Source organism: Flavobacterium beibuense, assembly GCF_004151245.1.
GTDB classification, from domain to species: Bacteria; Bacteroidota; Bacteroidia; order Flavobacteriales; family Flavobacteriaceae; genus Flavobacterium; species Flavobacterium beibuense_A.
Map to the genome: position 1 here is coordinate 244,092 of NZ_JUIW01000005.1, position 15,174 is coordinate 259,265.

Genomic DNA, 15,174 nt, shown 5'->3' on the forward strand with positions numbered 1-15,174 from the left:
TATGATAAGATTTTTAGCCCTTTTTCTTTTACTGATTAACTTGTCTTCATGTGGAGTTTTAAGACTTAACGAAAGTGATGCGATTGGAGAATATAAAGTTTCAGGAGATTATACTGAAGGGATACTTAATCTTAACAAGGATAAAAGTTTTGATTACAAATATTTTATGGATGTAGGGGGCTGGTGTTGTGAAAGTAAAGGAGAATGGCGTTTATATAAAGGAAAACTTATCCTGAAAAGTTATCAGGAGTATAAAGAGGATTATATACTAGTTAGAGAATCTACTAATGATGATCCTCATATAGAGTTGTTTGATGAAGTTGGAGCTTTAGGTCATTCTTTTGGAGTTTATTTGGAAGGTAAATATTTTTCAGCAGATGACAATGGGAGAGTAGATTATGAAAATATTATTGTTGACTCAATAAAAGTAAATCATTACGGTCTGTCCGAATCAGCTTCATTTTATAGGGTTGTAAATAAAAATTCAAATACTTTTTATATAAAAATAAAGGGTAAAACCTTAGCGACTAGTTATTTTGATGATTCTTTTAGAATAACTAAAAACTTTGTAAAAATTAAAAAGCTGAAATATAGAAAGATTAATGATTGATTACCACTCATTAACCTTATTGGCATCCAGTTTTATAAATATAAACAACAGCGTTGTAAAGGCAAATAAGCTCGATCCTCCGTAAGAGAAAAACGGAAGTGGTACCCCAATAGTAGGGAAAAGCTTAATAAGCATCGCTATATTTACAAAAAAGTGCATAAAGAGTACTGCTGCCACACAATAGCCATACGTTCGGCTAAAGCGCGATTTTTGCCTTTCTGCGAGGTATAATACACGAAGTAGTAGTGCTGCAAACAAAACGATTACCACCATTGCGCCTGTAAAGCCCCATTCTTCACCTACTGTGGTAAAAATATAATCGGTATGCTGTTCCGGCACAAAACCGCCTTTTGTTTGTGTTCCTTCAAGGTAGCCTTTACCAAGCCATGAACCTGAACCAATGGCAATCATAGACTGGTTAAGGTTGTAACCTTCCGCCTTTTGGTTTACGTTCTTATCAAAAAGTACATTAATACGGTCTTTTTGGTGATCTTCAAGTACACTTTCAAACACATAGTCTACCGAATAGGAGAAACCTATCATTGCTACAAGCGAAATTCCGTAAAGTATAATATTTCGTCTCGCCCTTCGGGTAAGTACATAGTGTATAATAACTCCTGCCACTATATAAATAAACAGGAACTGGAACTTAATAAGTAATGCAGCCAGGAAAAGTACTATAGCTAAAAATCCTGTCCATAAATACCAGGCAGGCAAGCCTTCACGGTGCAGTACCAGTACAAACGAAGCAAATATCATTGCACTACCGGCATCCGGCTGCAACATAATAAGCATTATAGGTAGAGCAAGAATACCAAACGCGATAAGCTGATGGTTAGTGTTTTTAAGGTTTATCTGTACATCACTCAGGTATTTTGAAAGGATAAGTGCAGTGGCAATCTTTGCAAACTCAGAGGGCTGTATACTAAACCCGCCAAAAGCATACCAGTTAGTTTGTCCCTTAATAGTTTTACCAGCCACAAATAACCCCGCGAGGAGTATGAGTGAGAGGATATAGAAAATGAGTGAATACTTCTCGTATATCTTGGCATCCAGTGAAAGTATAACGCTTATTAAAGGAATGCTCATCATAATGAAAAGCATTTGCTTACCATAAATCTGACCAAGGTCAAAAATAGAAGTTTCTTCGAGCGGTAACGAAGCGGAATAAATAGTCATCCAACCCAGTACTACTAATGCTGCATATAGTAATACCAAAGGCCAGTCAATATTATTTATAACGCTCTGATTTTTCATTATTTGTTAATGGTAAACGGTTTTCCGCTTAACGGTTTTTCATATTCTGCTTTAAGTCCCTGGGTAAGCATTTTTGTTTCAAGGTCTTTCCTTGTTATTTCGCCTTTTAGATATTTCTCAATCATAAGGCTGGCAATAGGCCCTGCCCAACGGGCGCCCCAGTAACCATTTTCCACAAATACCGCGATGGCTATTTTTGGATCATTTCTTGGTGCGAATGCTACAAATATAGAGTGATCGGTAAGCTGTGTTCTTTTTCCGTTTATTTTGGTAAAGTTTTCGGCCGTACCGGTCTTACCGCAAATCTCAATGCCTTCAACGCGCAGGCTTCTTGCTGTACCCAGGTTATATACATCATAAAGTCCGTCTATAACAGGTTTAAAGTGTTCCTGATCTATAGTTGTGTAATGTTTTGTGGTAAACTTTTGGTCTATTTTGTCTCCCTGTATTTTTTTAATGATGTGAGGAGTGTAGTAATAACCTTCGTTAGCTACTGCAGCCATCATATTTGCCAATTGTATAGGAGTCATTTTAACCTCACCCTGTCCAATAGCGTTAGATATAATTGTAGAACTTCTCCATCCGCCGTTAGGGTACCAATGGTCATAATAATTACCGTCAGGAATAAGTCCTTTTCTTCCTGGAGGTAAATCGTAACCCAAAAAGTTTCCTAGTCCGAAACTCTTAAGGTGATTACTCCACACGTCTACACCCTCTTTTGGTGACGCAAACTTATCTATGGTTTGCTTATAGGTGCTGCCGAAATAAGTGTTGCATGAATTATAAATACCATTGTGTAGTTTTACAGGTCCTGAATCGTGACATTTCATAAACGCCCCGCGACCGTAAAAGAAACCATGATGACAAACGAATGTAGTGTTTTCGTCAATCGCGCCGGTTTGTAAACCTACAAGTCCGGTTAATATTTTAAACGGAGATCCCGGAGGGTATTCTGCAAGTAATCCCCTGTCAAAAAGAGGAAGACTTATAGTGTCGTTATATAGCTTTGTGTAATTTTCTGAACGCTTTCTTCCTACCAAAATTGACGGATCGTATGAGGGAGCAGTTACCAGTGCCAGTATTTCTCCTGTTTTAGGCTCGATAGCAACAATACCGCCACGTTTCTCAAACATAAGCGACTCACCGTATTTTTGCAGTTCGGCATCAAGGGTTAGGGTAATGTCTTTTCCCTTTACTGCAATAGTATCATAAATGCCATCTTTGAAAGGTCCTATCTCACGGCCAAAACGATCTCTTTGTATCCGTTTTACACCTTTTACACCTCTAAGTATATCCTCGTAGACTTCTTCAACCCCTTGTTTCCCGATAAGGTCACCGCTTTTGTAATAAGGGTTGTTTTGTATGGTGCTATAGTTTACCTGCTGTATGTAGCCAAAAACATTAGCAGCTACATCTACCTGATAATCCCTAAGCGAACGCTTAACGATATCAAAACCTTTAAATCGGCGTATTTTTTCCTGAAAGGCAGCAAACTCTTTTTTGTTAAGCTGTGGCAGGAATATAGAAGGTAACCTTGGGCTGTATACTTTTGCTTTTTCTACTTTTCGTATAAAATCTTCTTTGGTAATACCCAGCAGGCTGCAAATTTCAAGGGTATCGGTGTTCTTCATCTCATTAGGTGTGACCATAATGTCGTATGAAGGTTGGTTTGCAACAAGCAGTTCTCCGTTACGGTCGTATATATAACCGCGTTCGGGATATTCATATTTTACCTTAATAGCATTGTTTTCCGACTTCTGGATGTAGGAGTCATCAAGAATCTGTAAATAAAAAAGTCTGGCTGCTATCAGCAGTGCTGCAGCTATAATTAATGCTGGCAGTAAAATCTTTCTCATTGTTTGCCCGGCTTGATTAAGTAAATTATTGTAGTGCTAATTATCAAAGTGAATACAGTTGTTAGTAACGTTCTCCATAATATATCCAGAATTAAGCTAAAACTGAATATCTCCAAAAGATATAAAATTATATGGTGAGTTACAACTGAAATCAGGATAAATGAAAATCTCTCGGGCGTGAGGCGTTCATTTATTTTTATGGTTTGGTATTCATAACTGATACCAAAAGAAAATTTAAAGAATGTAGGGCGAAGATAGGCCAGGGTAACACAGGCTGCTGCATGAACACCTCCTGAGTTTAGGAACATGTCTACTATAAGTCCTAAAAAGAAAGAGGATAACAGTAGTCCTGCTTTACTACCGTTAACAGGATATAGTAATATAAATAGTATGTAAGGATAAGGATTGATAAATCCAAAAAGGTTTATACGGTTGAAGATAAAAACCTGTACAGCCAGTAAAAGGATAAACCTTGCGATATTTGTTATAACAGTACTATTCATTTGCTGTTGTTTGTGCTTCCAGTGTTGTTATTTCCTGTATATCCTTATTCTCTATAATATACACATGGTCAAGACTGGTCATGTCGTTAAACAGTCTTATTTGTAGTGTATAGTAGTTTGTTTTTTTGTCTATAAATACTTTTTCGATTTTACCTATCGGAATGTTTTCAGGGAAAATAACCGAACGGCCTCCTGTAACAATGGTATCTCCCTTGTTTACTTCTGCCAGTCTTGGTACTTCAGTAAGTAATGCAAACCCTGCATTCTTGCCGTCCCATTTAAGAGTTCCAAAGTGGTTGTTCTTCTTTATTTTTGCATCCAGCTTAATACGGGTATTTAGCACACTGATAACGGTAGAATAATTTTTAGATGTATTCTCGATGATACCTATAACCCCAAGTGAACTTACCACACCCATATCGCGTTTAACCCCATCGTTTGTTCCGCTGTTTATGGTTAGGTAGTTGTCTCTCTTGCCAAATGAATTTGAAATTACCCTTGATTGTGTAACTACAAAATTACCGGTAACAGCTGTTGGAGTTGTGGTTGTGGCGATGCTGTCCTTACCGTTGTATAGTATCTTTTTAAGCTCGGCATTTTCGGCGGCAAGTTTTTCATTCTCTGTTTTAAGGCTGAAATACTGCTCTACATCGTTAATTTTTTGATATACGTATCCCGACACAGCATTGGCTGATGTTACAGATCTGCTCCTGTGGTAAGAGTGAGATTGTATAACCAGCGACAACGATATGCCTAAAAGCAGCAAAAACAGTAATAAAATACTGTTTTTAAATATAAAATTAAATATTTGCTGCATGAACTATAGCTCTTTATTTGATAAGTATGCTTCTGAATTTCTGGATATTTTTAAGTGCCATTCCTGTTCCTCGCACTACTGCCCTTAGCGGATCTTCTGCAATGTATACCGGAAGGTCTGTTTTTTGAGAAATACGCTTGTCAAGCCCTCTAAGCATAGATCCACCACCTGCAAGGTATATACCTGTATTGTAAATATCGGCTGCAAGTTCCGGTGGAGTTTGAGAAAGAGTTTCCATAACCGCATCTTCAATACGTTGGATAGATTTATCAAGAGCTTTCGCAATCTCACGGTAAGAAACATCAACCTGTTTTGGTTTACCTGTAAGAAGGTCACGACCCTGTACAGACATTTCCTCTGGTGGAGAATCTAAATCCTCTAGTGCGGCACCTATCTGAATCTTGATTTTCTCGGCAGTGGTTTCACCCACAAAAAGGTTGTGCTGTGTTCTCATGTAGTAAACAATATCGTTTGTGAAAACGTCACCCGCAATCTTAACCGATTTGTCACATACAATACCTCCAAGTGCTATTACGGCAATCTCAGTAGTACCACCACCTATATCTACAATCATGTTTCCTTTAGGCTGCATAATATCCACGCCGATACCTATAGCCGCAGCCATAGGCTCGTGTATAAGATATACTTCTTTACCGTTTACCCTTTCGGCAGATTCTTTTACTGCACGCATCTCCACTTCGGTAATACCCGACGGAATACAGATAACCATGCGAAGGGCCGGTGTAAATAATTTCTTTTTTAATGCCGGGATACTCTTGATAAACATTTTTATCATTTCTTCCGACGCGGCAAAGTCAGCTATAACCCCATCCTTAAGCGGACGTATGGTTTTTATGTTTTCATGGGTTTTACCCTGCATCATATTAGCCTCTTTACCTACAGCTATTATTTTGCCGGTAACACGGTCTCGGGCTACAATAGACGGGCTGTCTATAACTACTTTGTCGTTGTGTATTATGAGGGTATTTGCGGTACCAAGGTCAATTGCGATATCCTCGGTCATGAAATCAAAAAATCCCATATTTATTCCTTCGGGTTTAGTTTATTTAAATTAGATGCTCAAAAACAAATGTAACAAATTAATGTTTAAAATGACGTGTTCCTGTAAATACCATTGCAACATTATTTTCGTTGCAGTAATTTATACTCAATTCATCTTTTATAGAACCACCCGGTTGTATTACAGCTGTAATACCGGCATTTTTAGCAAGCTCAACGCAGTCCGGGAAAGGGAAAAACGCATCGCTGGCCATAACAGCCCCGTTAAGGTCAAAGTTAAATGAATTTGCTTTTTCCACAGCCTGTCTTAAAGCATCTACACGAGAAGTTTGTCCTGTACCGCTTGCAAACAGTTGTTTATTTTTAGCAAAAACAATGGTATTGGATTTTGTATGCTTACAGATTTTTGAAGCAAACAGCAGGTCTTCCACTTCCTGCTCAGTAGGTGAAGTTACTGTAACGGTAGTTAAATGCTCTTTATTGTCTGTAATATTGTCTTTATCCTGAACTAATAATCCGTTTAGGCATGTTCTAACCTGTTTAGCAGGTAGTTCCACATCATTTTGAACTAAAATAATTCTGTTTTTCTTTTCCTGTAGTACTGCAACAGCGTCATCATCATAACCCGGAGCAATTACCACCTCACAGAAAAGTTGGTTGATTTCTTCTGCTGCAGCCTTGTCGATTTTAGCATTAGAAATAAGAACACCTCCAAAAGCAGATGTAGGGTCACCCGCAAGAGCATCAAGGTAAGCCTCTTTTACAGTGCTTCTTGTAGCAAGTCCGCAAGCGTTGTTATGTTTTAATATTGCAAATGTAGGATTGTCATTTTTAAACTCCTGCATCAGGTTAACAGCAGCATCTACATCCAGAAGGTTGTTGTATGAAAGCTCTTTACCATGGAGTTTAGTGAACATTTTGTCAAATTCGCCAAAGAAGAAGCCTTTCTGGTGAGGGTTTTCTCCGTAACGAAGTACCTGTCCGTCAGCTATACTTGCTTTATAGTAAGTATCATCTGTATTGAAATAGTTGAATATTGCAGTATCGTAGTTTGAAGAAACATGGAATGCTTTAGTAGCAAGTAGCCTTCTTTCCTCAATAGTGGTGCCTCCATTATTGCTGGTAAGCATATCTAAAAACAGACTGTACTCGTTTACTGATGCAACGATAACCGTGTCTTTAAAGTTTTTAGCAGCAGCACGGATAAGTGAAATACCACCGATGTCGATTTTTTCGATAATATCAGCTTCAGGAGCTCCCGATGCAACTGTTTTTTCAAAAGGGTACAGGTCTACAATAACCAGGTCAATTTGAGGAATGTCAAATTCTTTCATCTGCTGTACGTCAGATTCATTATCCTGACGGTTAAGTATACCTCCGAAAACTTTAGGGTGTAAAGTTTTAACGCGACCTCCAAGTATTGAAGGGTAGGAAGTTACGTCTTCAACAGCTACAACAGGTATGCCTAAATCTTTGATAAAAGACTCTGTACCTCCGGTAGAATAGATGGTTACTGAATTTTCGTGTAGTTTCCTAACAATAGGTTCTAAGCCGTCTTTATCAAATACTGAAATAAGGGCCGATGAAATGTTTTTTACTGTACTCATTTTGATGCGTGTTCTAAAGGTGCAAAAGTAGTTATTGTATAGCTAACATTCAAAGAGATATAAGATATAATTTTATGTTTTTTTATTTTTATTGCTTTTTGATTTTAGGAATTTGCGAAAAAATTATTGAATTTTACACAACTCAATAAATTTGTTATGTTGTTATACCTGCGATTGCTTAGAGAAAGCCTTGCATTTGCTTTAAATGCACTAAGAAACAATAAGCTCAGGACGTTTTTATCGTTGCTTGGGGTAACCGTAGGAATATTTTCCATTATTGCGGTTCTCGCTGCTGTAGACTCTATGGACAGGCAGATAAAAGAACAGCTTAGTGCGGTAGATAAAAATACCATGTATCTTAAAAGTTTTTCTTTTGGCCCGTCTGACATACCGAGATGGAAGCGCCAGCAGTTTCCCGACGTGAGCTATGCTGAATATCAGTACCTAAAGGATGCCGTTACAATGGCCGATCAGGTAGCATTCCAGATTTTTACCAACAGCGAAATTGTAAAGTACAACGATAAATCAGTTAGTGATATTAATGTGGTTCCGGTTTCTTATGAGTTTACCGATATACAAAAGCTGGATATACCTTCAGGGCGCTTTTATAACGAAACGGAATCGGTTTCCGGTACTCCTGTTGTGGTGATAGGGTATGAGGTGGCAAAGGCTTTATTTGGTGATGCGAATCCGCTGGAGAAAAAAGTACGCATGTACGGGCAAAAATTTACCGTAATTGGTGTGCTTGCAAAACAGGGGTCGGGAGCGTTTGGAGAAAATAATGATACGGCTGTTTTTATTCCGGTTAATTTTTTAAGGCGCAAGTTTGGTGACCATAATGATTTTATGACACCTATTATTATAATAAAGCCTAAGGCAGGTTATACGGGAGAAGAGGTAAAAGCGGAAGTGACTTATAAACTTAGAAATTACAGGGGTATAAAAGCGGGTGATATAGATAATTTTATTATTGATATCCTTTCCGGTTTTACTGATATGATTGATGAGATTGTAGGTAATCTTAATATTGGAGGATGGATTATAGGATTCTTTTCTCTGCTTGTGGGTGGTTTTGGAATAGCCAATATTATGTTTGTATCAGTTAAGGAAAGAACAAATCTTATAGGTATACAAAAAGCACTTGGTGCCAAAAGCAAGTTTATATTGCTTCAGTTCCTGTTTGAGGCAGTTATATTGTCTTTTATAGGAGGGCTTGTAGGAATGTTTCTGGTTTGGCTTATAGCTATAGGGATAACCAAAATGCTTGATTTTGAATTTGTGCTAAGTGCGTTTAATATGGCTTTAGGTAGTGGTTTGTCAATCGCTATCGGGCTTATATCCGGAATATTGCCTGCTATCTCAGCGGCTAAATTAGATCCTGTTGAGGCGATAAGAAGCGGAATGTAATATGATATAAATAAAAAAGCCTCACTTAAAGTGAGGCTTTTTTATTATCGTATAGGATTGTTTTGAATCAAATCAAGATAAAGGTTGATCTTATCTTTAAGCTCTTTACGAGGAGTGATAAAATCAAGGAAACCATGCTCCAATACAAACTCTGCAGTCTGGAAACCTTCCGGTAGGTCTTTACCTGTAGTGTCTTTTACTACACGCGGACCTGCAAATCCGATAAGTGCTCCAGGTTCAGAAATGTTTACATCTCCTAACATTGCATACGATGCAGTTGTACCGCCTGTTGTAGGGTCTGTACATAGTGAGATATAAGGTATTTTAGCGTCAGCAAGCTGGGCAAGCTTAGCAGATGTTTTAGCTAACTGCATAAGTGAGTAAGCTGCTTCCATCATCCTTGCACCACCTGATTTTGAAATCATAAGGAAAGGAATGTTGTTTTTGATAGAATGGTCTATTGCACGTGCAATTTTCTCACCTACCACAGCACCCATAGATCCGCCGATGAAAGCGAAGTCCATACATGCAATAACAAGGTCTTTACCTTTAGATTTACCTACTGCAGTTCTTACAGCATCCTTAAGTTTTGTTTTTTCTATAGCGTCTTTTAAACGATCGCTGTATTTTTTAGTGTCAACAAACTTAAGCGGGTCTTTAGCTGTCATGTTTTCATCCAGCTCTTCAAACTCGTTGTTGTCAAACAGTATTTCAAAATACTCTTTACTGCCTATTCTTACGTGATATCCGTCTTCAGGACTTACATAAAAGTTTCTTGCAAGTTCTTCTGCATCTACAATTTTACCGGTAGGCGATTTGTACCATAATCCTTTAGGTACATCTTTCTTATTCTCGGTTGGTGTTTGTATTCCTTTTTCCGTTCTTTTAAACCAAGCCATTTTACAAATATTAGTTAGTTATACAGCCCTTTAAAATTATAGGGTATTAACGTTGTTTAGGTCTTCAAATGCTTTTTCAAGTCTCTTGTTAAAGGTAAGTTCTCCTTCGCGAATCCATTTTCTTGGATCGTAGTATTTCTTGTTTGGAGAATCTGCTCCTTCTGGGTTGCCAATCTGAGTTCTTAGGTACTCTACATTGTTGGTAACATAATCACGGATACCCTCAGTAAATGCAAATTGTAAGTCGGTATCGATGTTCATTTTGATTACACCATAAGAAATGGCTTCTCTTATCTCTTCAAGAGTAGATCCTGAACCTCCGTGGAATACAAAGTCTACAGGGTTTGGACCAGTGTTGAATTTGTTTTGTACATATTCCTGAGAGTTTCTAAGGATTTTTGGAGTAAGCTTAACGTTACCCGGTTTGTAAACACCGTGTACGTTACCAAAAGCAGCCGCAACAGTAAATTTATCTGATACCTTGCTTAGTTCTTCATAAGCATAAGATACTTCTTCGGGCTGAGTGTATAGTTTAGAGCTGTCTACGTCAGAGTTGTCAACACCGTCTTCTTCACCTCCTGTAATACCAAGCTCGATTTCAAGGGTCATGCCCATTTTGCTCATTCTTTCAAGGTATTTTTTAGAGATCTCAATGTTTTCCTCAAGAGGCTCTTCTGATAAGTCAATCATGTGTGAGCTGAATAGCGACTTGCCTGTAGCTTTAAAATGCTCTTCGCTTGCGTCAAGTAGACCGTCTATCCAAGGTAAAAGGTTTTTAGCACAGTGGTCTGTATGTAAAATTACAGTAGCACCATAAGCTTCTGCAAGTGTATGTATGTGTTTTGCTCCTGCAACTGCTCCTAAAATGGCAGATTTCTGACCCTCGTTAGATAATCCTTTACCAGCGTTGAATGAAGCACCACCGTTAGAGAATTGGATGATTACCGGAGCTTTTAATTTTGCAGCTGTTTCAAGAACACCATTAATAGTACTAGAGCCTGTTACATTTACTGCAGGTAATGCAAATCCTTTTTCTTTGGCATACTTAAAGATCTCCTGAACCTGGTCTCCGGTTGCAACCCCGGGTTTGATATTATGAGCCATTTTATTTATAGTTTTTAAAAATTAATTTACAAAAATAGTATTTTTAAATTTAGAACGGATAATTAATTCCGACATTTAAAACTGTCTTAGAGAAATTATATCCTTTAAACCATCTGTCGTTTTCCGGTCTGCCCGGGTCATAGGTTTTATATCCAAAGTCAAGACGCACTACAAAGAAGTTAAAATCATACCTGAATCCGAAACCGGTACCAAAGGCAAGGTCTCGGAAAGATTGGAGTCCGTTAAAGGTGTAGTCGGTATCAGTTTCGCTGTCAAAAACGTTCCAAATGTTACCTACATCGCCAAAAATAGCTCCGTTAAGCTGTCCGAAAAGATTAAAGCGTAGCTCGGCACTGTAAGCCAGTTTAAAGTTAGCTTCGTTAAAATCGTTAGGGCTTCCGCTTCGTCCCGGCCCTAAACTGTACGATTGCCATGCCCTGTTGTCGTTAGAGCCACCACCAAAGTAACTTCTTGTAAACGGAATGGAATTAGCATTTCCGTATGGTATGGCAATACCGGCAAATGCCCTCATGGCAAGGACTTTGCCTCTTCTTAAATCAAAGTGCTTGATAAAGTCGAATTCTGTTTTTATGTATTGAGAATATTCTACATTTAAAAATGTATGCCTTCCGTTGTCATTAGTATTGCTATTACCTTCAAGTCTGGATAGCAGAGAAAGGAAATTACCGGCCGACTCTATTTTTGTTTTAAAAATAAAGAAGGTGTTATCCAGTATGTTTTCTTTGGTACTGGTGGTATAGGTAAAGTTTGAAGCGAAAATCAGGTTGTTTTCGGTAAGCCTCTGTTTTCTTTCATCAATACTGTTTATGTTTCTGTAATCTTCAGGACCGACTGTTATTGTACCGTTGTCTACATCATTAATAAAACCATCTGTGCCCTCTTCAATTATTAGTTTGGTTTCTCCTGTTTCAGGATCAATAGCAAAGTAATTAGGGTCTACCTGATTCTGATACTGTAGGGCATAATCATTCAGCCTTTCGTAAGATGATGCATATACATTAAAGTAGTTTTGCGGGTTTACATTTCTTACATACTGAATGTTTAAAAGATCCAGCCTTGCAGTAACATTTCGTTTAGGTGTCCAGTTGTAACTCAGTATACCTGTAAAGCTTTCTTTATCAAGGCCTATATTTTGCTGTCTGCTTGTACCGAAACTCATGTTTGTGGAAGGAATCATTTCTTTACGAATAATTCTGTCGGTATTAAGCGGGAAAAATATACGCGGGAAGGTAAGCTTTAAATCAGCTCCATATTCCAGAATGTTGAAGAAGCTCCTGTCCTGTATTGAAAGGTCTCTTGATGAACCAACATTTCCGCGGGTACTTATACTTAATATCTCGGCACCCCTAAATACATTACGCATTAGTAAGGTAAGGTTACCCTGTATACCAAAGTCCTGTATGTTTGAATGTATAAAATCGGCACCTACAATAAGGTCGAACTTGGTTTTCGGTTTCAGGTATATATTTGTAATAAGTGATGTTCCGGTAGAATCTGCCGGATCCGGTTCGTATATTATTTTAGGATAATAAAATATATTAAGGTTAGAAAGATACCTGTAGGTTAAGGTTCTTCTAAAATCGGCATAGGTGCTTCCGGGAGTAATAAAAACAGGGTCGGTAAGTGCTTTTGGCCTGTAATTAAGTTTTCCGGTGCTGTAAATATTAAAGCCTTTGTAAGAAGCACTGTCTATGGTGCGTTCTTCTCCGTTTTGATTTTCGGTATAAATATTAACCTGACTTATTTTGTAAATGCTAAACGGCTTGGTGTAAGTTGAATCCTGAGTCCTTACGGTTTCATTATCAATTAAAATTTTAGCGTTTGCCTTATAATTAGTGCCAACGGTATCTATGGCGTAGGATATGTAGTTGGGCTGAAAATTATACACCCCGTGATTTAGGAAATATGTGGTTAAGCGGTCACGTTCTTCCGTAAAATCTGCTTCAGCATATTGTTTGCCTTTTTTTATAATTGACTTGTCTTTCGTTTTATTGTATAAACTGTCAAGTACAGGCGATTGTATTTGTGTTGAGATAGAATCTACTATATAGGGTTTGCCGGTTTCTACATTATAGGTTACACGGGCTCTTTTGTTTCCAATACTGTCTATGGTATACTTTACCTTTGTGCGGAAGTACCCTCTTTTAAAATAATAAGCATTTAGCCTTCTGGCCGATCTTTGAGTACGAAGGCTATCTACAATTACAGGAGGTTCACCTACATCCTTAAGGAAATTGTCTATACCGGAAACAATAAATGAGTGCCCCAAACGCTGCACCTGTTTTTCTGAAAGTAAGGCTGTATATCTTTTATGGCGATTGGGCTTTCTTTCCAGCCATGCCTGATAGGACGAGTCCGGATTTGGATTTGCCCAGTTATATAAGTGCAAACGGATGTTTAGTCCTAAAACATCTGAATTGGGTATCTGGTACAGTTGATTAGTGACGTCTTCGTTTTTACTTTCCGATTTGTCATTTACATTAATGTCTACTTCTTTAAGCAGTTGCTTGCTGTCGGGAACCCTTTTTGTAAGGGAACACGAGAACAAAACAGAAGCAGATAATATAATAAGTGCTATTTTTGTTATTTTATTTCTCAAGGCAGGGCTCTAAATAGTAATTCAAAAATACATTTTTTATGGTTAGTAAAAACCAAATTAAAACAATAACGGGTTTACAGCAAAAAAAATACCGAAAGGAATACAAAATGTTCATTGCTGAAGGTGTTAAAGTAGTTGAAGAACTTTTAAACTCACATTTTGAATTACAGCAGCTTTTTACCACCCAAAATGATTTTACAAATATTCCTCATGGAAAGAGGGTAGAAGTGACCGATGCCGAGCTGAAAAAGATTAGTGCGCTTACTACTGCCAATACCTGCCTTGCTGTTTTTAGTATTCCTGAAGATGAAAACAAATTGCCTGATAGCGGATTGATTGTTGCACTTGATGAAGTACGCGATCCAGGAAACCTTGGGACCATTATAAGAATGTGTGACTGGTTTGGTGTAAAACATCTTGTTTGTTCTCATGGTTGTGTGGATGTCTACAATCCAAAAGTGATTCAGGCTACAATGGGTTCTGTTACTAGAGTAAAGGTTATGTATACTGATTTACAGGGTTACCTTAAAAATACTTCATTACCTGTTTACGGAACCTTTATGGATGGTGAAAATATTTACACCCAATCGCTCCCGCAGAACGGTATTGTGGTTTTTGGTAACGAGGCAAACGGTATATCTCAGGAAATTGAGGATGTTGTAACCGATAAAATTTCGATACCGCGATTTGGTAAACTTCAGCAGACTGAAAGCCTTAATGTAGCAACTGCCACTGCGATAATCCTAAGTGAGTTTAGGCGTTCTCTGTCTTAGTGGAATGTAAAGTTTACTAAAATAGCCCTTGTTTTCATAGAGCCTATGTTAGATGTCCACGGGCTGTCAGGATTATTGTCCCTGATAAGCTCATCATTAAGACCAAATACCCCACGAATTGAAGGTGAGAACTTAAAGTACTCCAGATACATGTCTATACCAAAACCTATTTCGTAATTGGTAGTCCACTGTTTCATTCTGAATGTGCCTGTGTAGTTGTCGTCAAGGGAATTGTAACCACTGGAAAGGTTTAATGTTTTTGAAAAACCTCCCACTAAATATGGTTTTACGTTTCCTGCTCTTTTTGCAGAGAATTTAAGTAACAGCGGGAAGTGGATATAAGTTGATTTTACCTCCCTAAAAGCATCACTCTCCCTTTCAAATCCGGGGAAGGTAAGATCTCTTTGGGTGTAATATAATCCCGGCTCAAAACGAAGGTCCAAGTGCTCCATAATCCTTAAATTACCTACAAGGCCTACGTTAAAGCCAGTAGTCTGCTTTACTATAACATCAACATCCGGGGCGTCTATATAATCAAACTTAAAGCCATAGCTGTTAAATCCAAGGAAATAACCCCAGTGTACTCTTTGTTTGTCAAAGTTTTCAAGGTGGATAATAGGATCTTTACCAAATATTTTAAGCTGGGCATGTCCATGCAGGCCACATATAAGGATTATGTATAAAAGAAATCTTTTCATTGT

Annotated in this window: 13 protein-coding genes; 3 read left to right on the forward strand and 10 right to left on the reverse strand. The window is 38.0% G+C overall.

The genetic code is table 11. From position 1 onward, the window contains the following. Position 1 precedes the first annotated feature (1 nt). Positions 2 to 610: a hypothetical protein gene (locus NU09_RS08565; RefSeq protein ID WP_129750863.1), complete on the forward strand. Its 609-nt coding sequence runs from the start codon at positions 2 to 4 to the stop codon at positions 608 to 610. On the opposite strand, the gene rodA is transcribed toward NU09_RS08565, so the two are convergent. From rodA to purH, 6 genes are read right to left on the reverse strand one after another with little or no spacing between them, the layout of a single operon-like run. Next, positions 611 to 1,867 carry a rod shape-determining protein RodA gene (rodA, locus tag NU09_RS08570; protein WP_129750864.1) on the reverse strand — a complete coding sequence of 419 codons (1,257 nt, stop codon included), beginning with the start codon at positions 1,865 to 1,867 and terminating at the stop codon, positions 611 to 613. Further along, positions 1,867 to 3,723 (reverse strand): penicillin-binding protein 2, encoded by a 1,857-nt coding sequence (gene mrdA, locus NU09_RS08575; protein WP_129750865.1) that lies wholly within the window; start codon positions 3,721 to 3,723, stop codon positions 1,867 to 1,869. Before mrdA ends, rodA begins: the two co-directional genes overlap by 1 nt. Next, positions 3,720 to 4,226 (reverse strand): rod shape-determining protein MreD, encoded by a 507-nt coding sequence (locus tag NU09_RS08580; protein ID WP_129750866.1) that lies wholly within the window; start codon positions 4,224 to 4,226, stop codon positions 3,720 to 3,722. The genes mrdA and NU09_RS08580 overlap by 4 nt, the downstream gene beginning before the upstream one ends. Further along, positions 4,219 to 5,043, reverse strand: a complete 825-nt coding sequence (gene mreC, locus NU09_RS08585; RefSeq protein ID WP_129750867.1) for a rod shape-determining protein MreC — start codon at positions 5,041 to 5,043, stop codon at positions 4,219 to 4,221. The genes NU09_RS08580 and mreC overlap by 8 nt, the downstream gene beginning before the upstream one ends. Positions 5,044 to 5,056: 13 nt before the next feature. Beyond that, positions 5,057 to 6,085 carry a rod shape-determining protein gene (locus NU09_RS08590; protein ID WP_129750868.1) on the reverse strand — a complete coding sequence of 343 codons (1,029 nt, stop codon included), beginning with the start codon at positions 6,083 to 6,085 and terminating at the stop codon, positions 5,057 to 5,059. A gap of 58 nt (positions 6,086 to 6,143) precedes the next feature. Beyond that, a complete protein-coding gene (gene purH, locus NU09_RS08595; RefSeq protein WP_129750869.1) occupies positions 6,144 to 7,670 on the reverse strand; it encodes a bifunctional phosphoribosylaminoimidazolecarboxamide formyltransferase/IMP cyclohydrolase in 1,527 nt (508 codons plus the stop codon). Positions 7,671 to 7,826: 156 nt separating this feature from the next. Between purH and NU09_RS08600 the strand changes: the two genes are divergently transcribed. Next, a complete protein-coding gene (locus NU09_RS08600) occupies positions 7,827 to 9,077 on the forward strand; it encodes an ABC transporter permease (RefSeq protein ID WP_129750870.1) in 1,251 nt (416 codons plus the stop codon). A 44-nt stretch (positions 9,078 to 9,121) separates the two neighbouring features. Here NU09_RS08600 and accD read toward each other — a convergent pair whose 3' ends face one another. The 3 genes from accD to NU09_RS08615 are packed head-to-tail and all read right to left on the reverse strand — an operon-like array spanning position 9,122 to position 13,700. Beyond that, positions 9,122 to 9,976 carry an acetyl-CoA carboxylase, carboxyltransferase subunit beta gene (gene accD / locus NU09_RS08605; RefSeq protein ID WP_129750871.1) on the reverse strand — a complete coding sequence of 285 codons (855 nt, stop codon included), beginning with the start codon at positions 9,974 to 9,976 and terminating at the stop codon, positions 9,122 to 9,124. 36 nt (positions 9,977 to 10,012) lie between these two features. Next, on the reverse strand, positions 10,013 to 11,080 hold the full coding sequence (gene fbaA, locus NU09_RS08610; protein ID WP_129750872.1) for a class II fructose-bisphosphate aldolase: 1,068 nt from the start codon (positions 11,078 to 11,080) through the stop codon (positions 10,013 to 10,015). 49 nt (positions 11,081 to 11,129) lie between these two features. Continuing rightward, positions 11,130 to 13,700 (reverse strand): BamA/TamA family outer membrane protein, encoded by a 2,571-nt coding sequence (locus NU09_RS08615; protein WP_129750873.1) that lies wholly within the window; start codon positions 13,698 to 13,700, stop codon positions 11,130 to 11,132. A 38-nt stretch (positions 13,701 to 13,738) separates the two neighbouring features. Between NU09_RS08615 and NU09_RS08620 the strand changes: the two genes are divergently transcribed. Next, positions 13,739 to 14,473, forward strand: a complete 735-nt coding sequence (locus tag NU09_RS08620; RefSeq protein ID WP_129750874.1) for a TrmH family RNA methyltransferase — start codon at positions 13,739 to 13,741, stop codon at positions 14,471 to 14,473. Here NU09_RS08620 and NU09_RS08625 read toward each other — a convergent pair. Next, entirely contained in the window at positions 14,470 to 15,171 is a 702-nt protein-coding gene (locus NU09_RS08625) for a porin family protein (RefSeq protein ID WP_129750875.1), read from the reverse strand. The two genes, NU09_RS08620 and NU09_RS08625, sit on opposite strands and share 4 nt — an antisense overlap. Between the last annotated feature and the right edge of the window lie 3 nt (positions 15,172 to 15,174).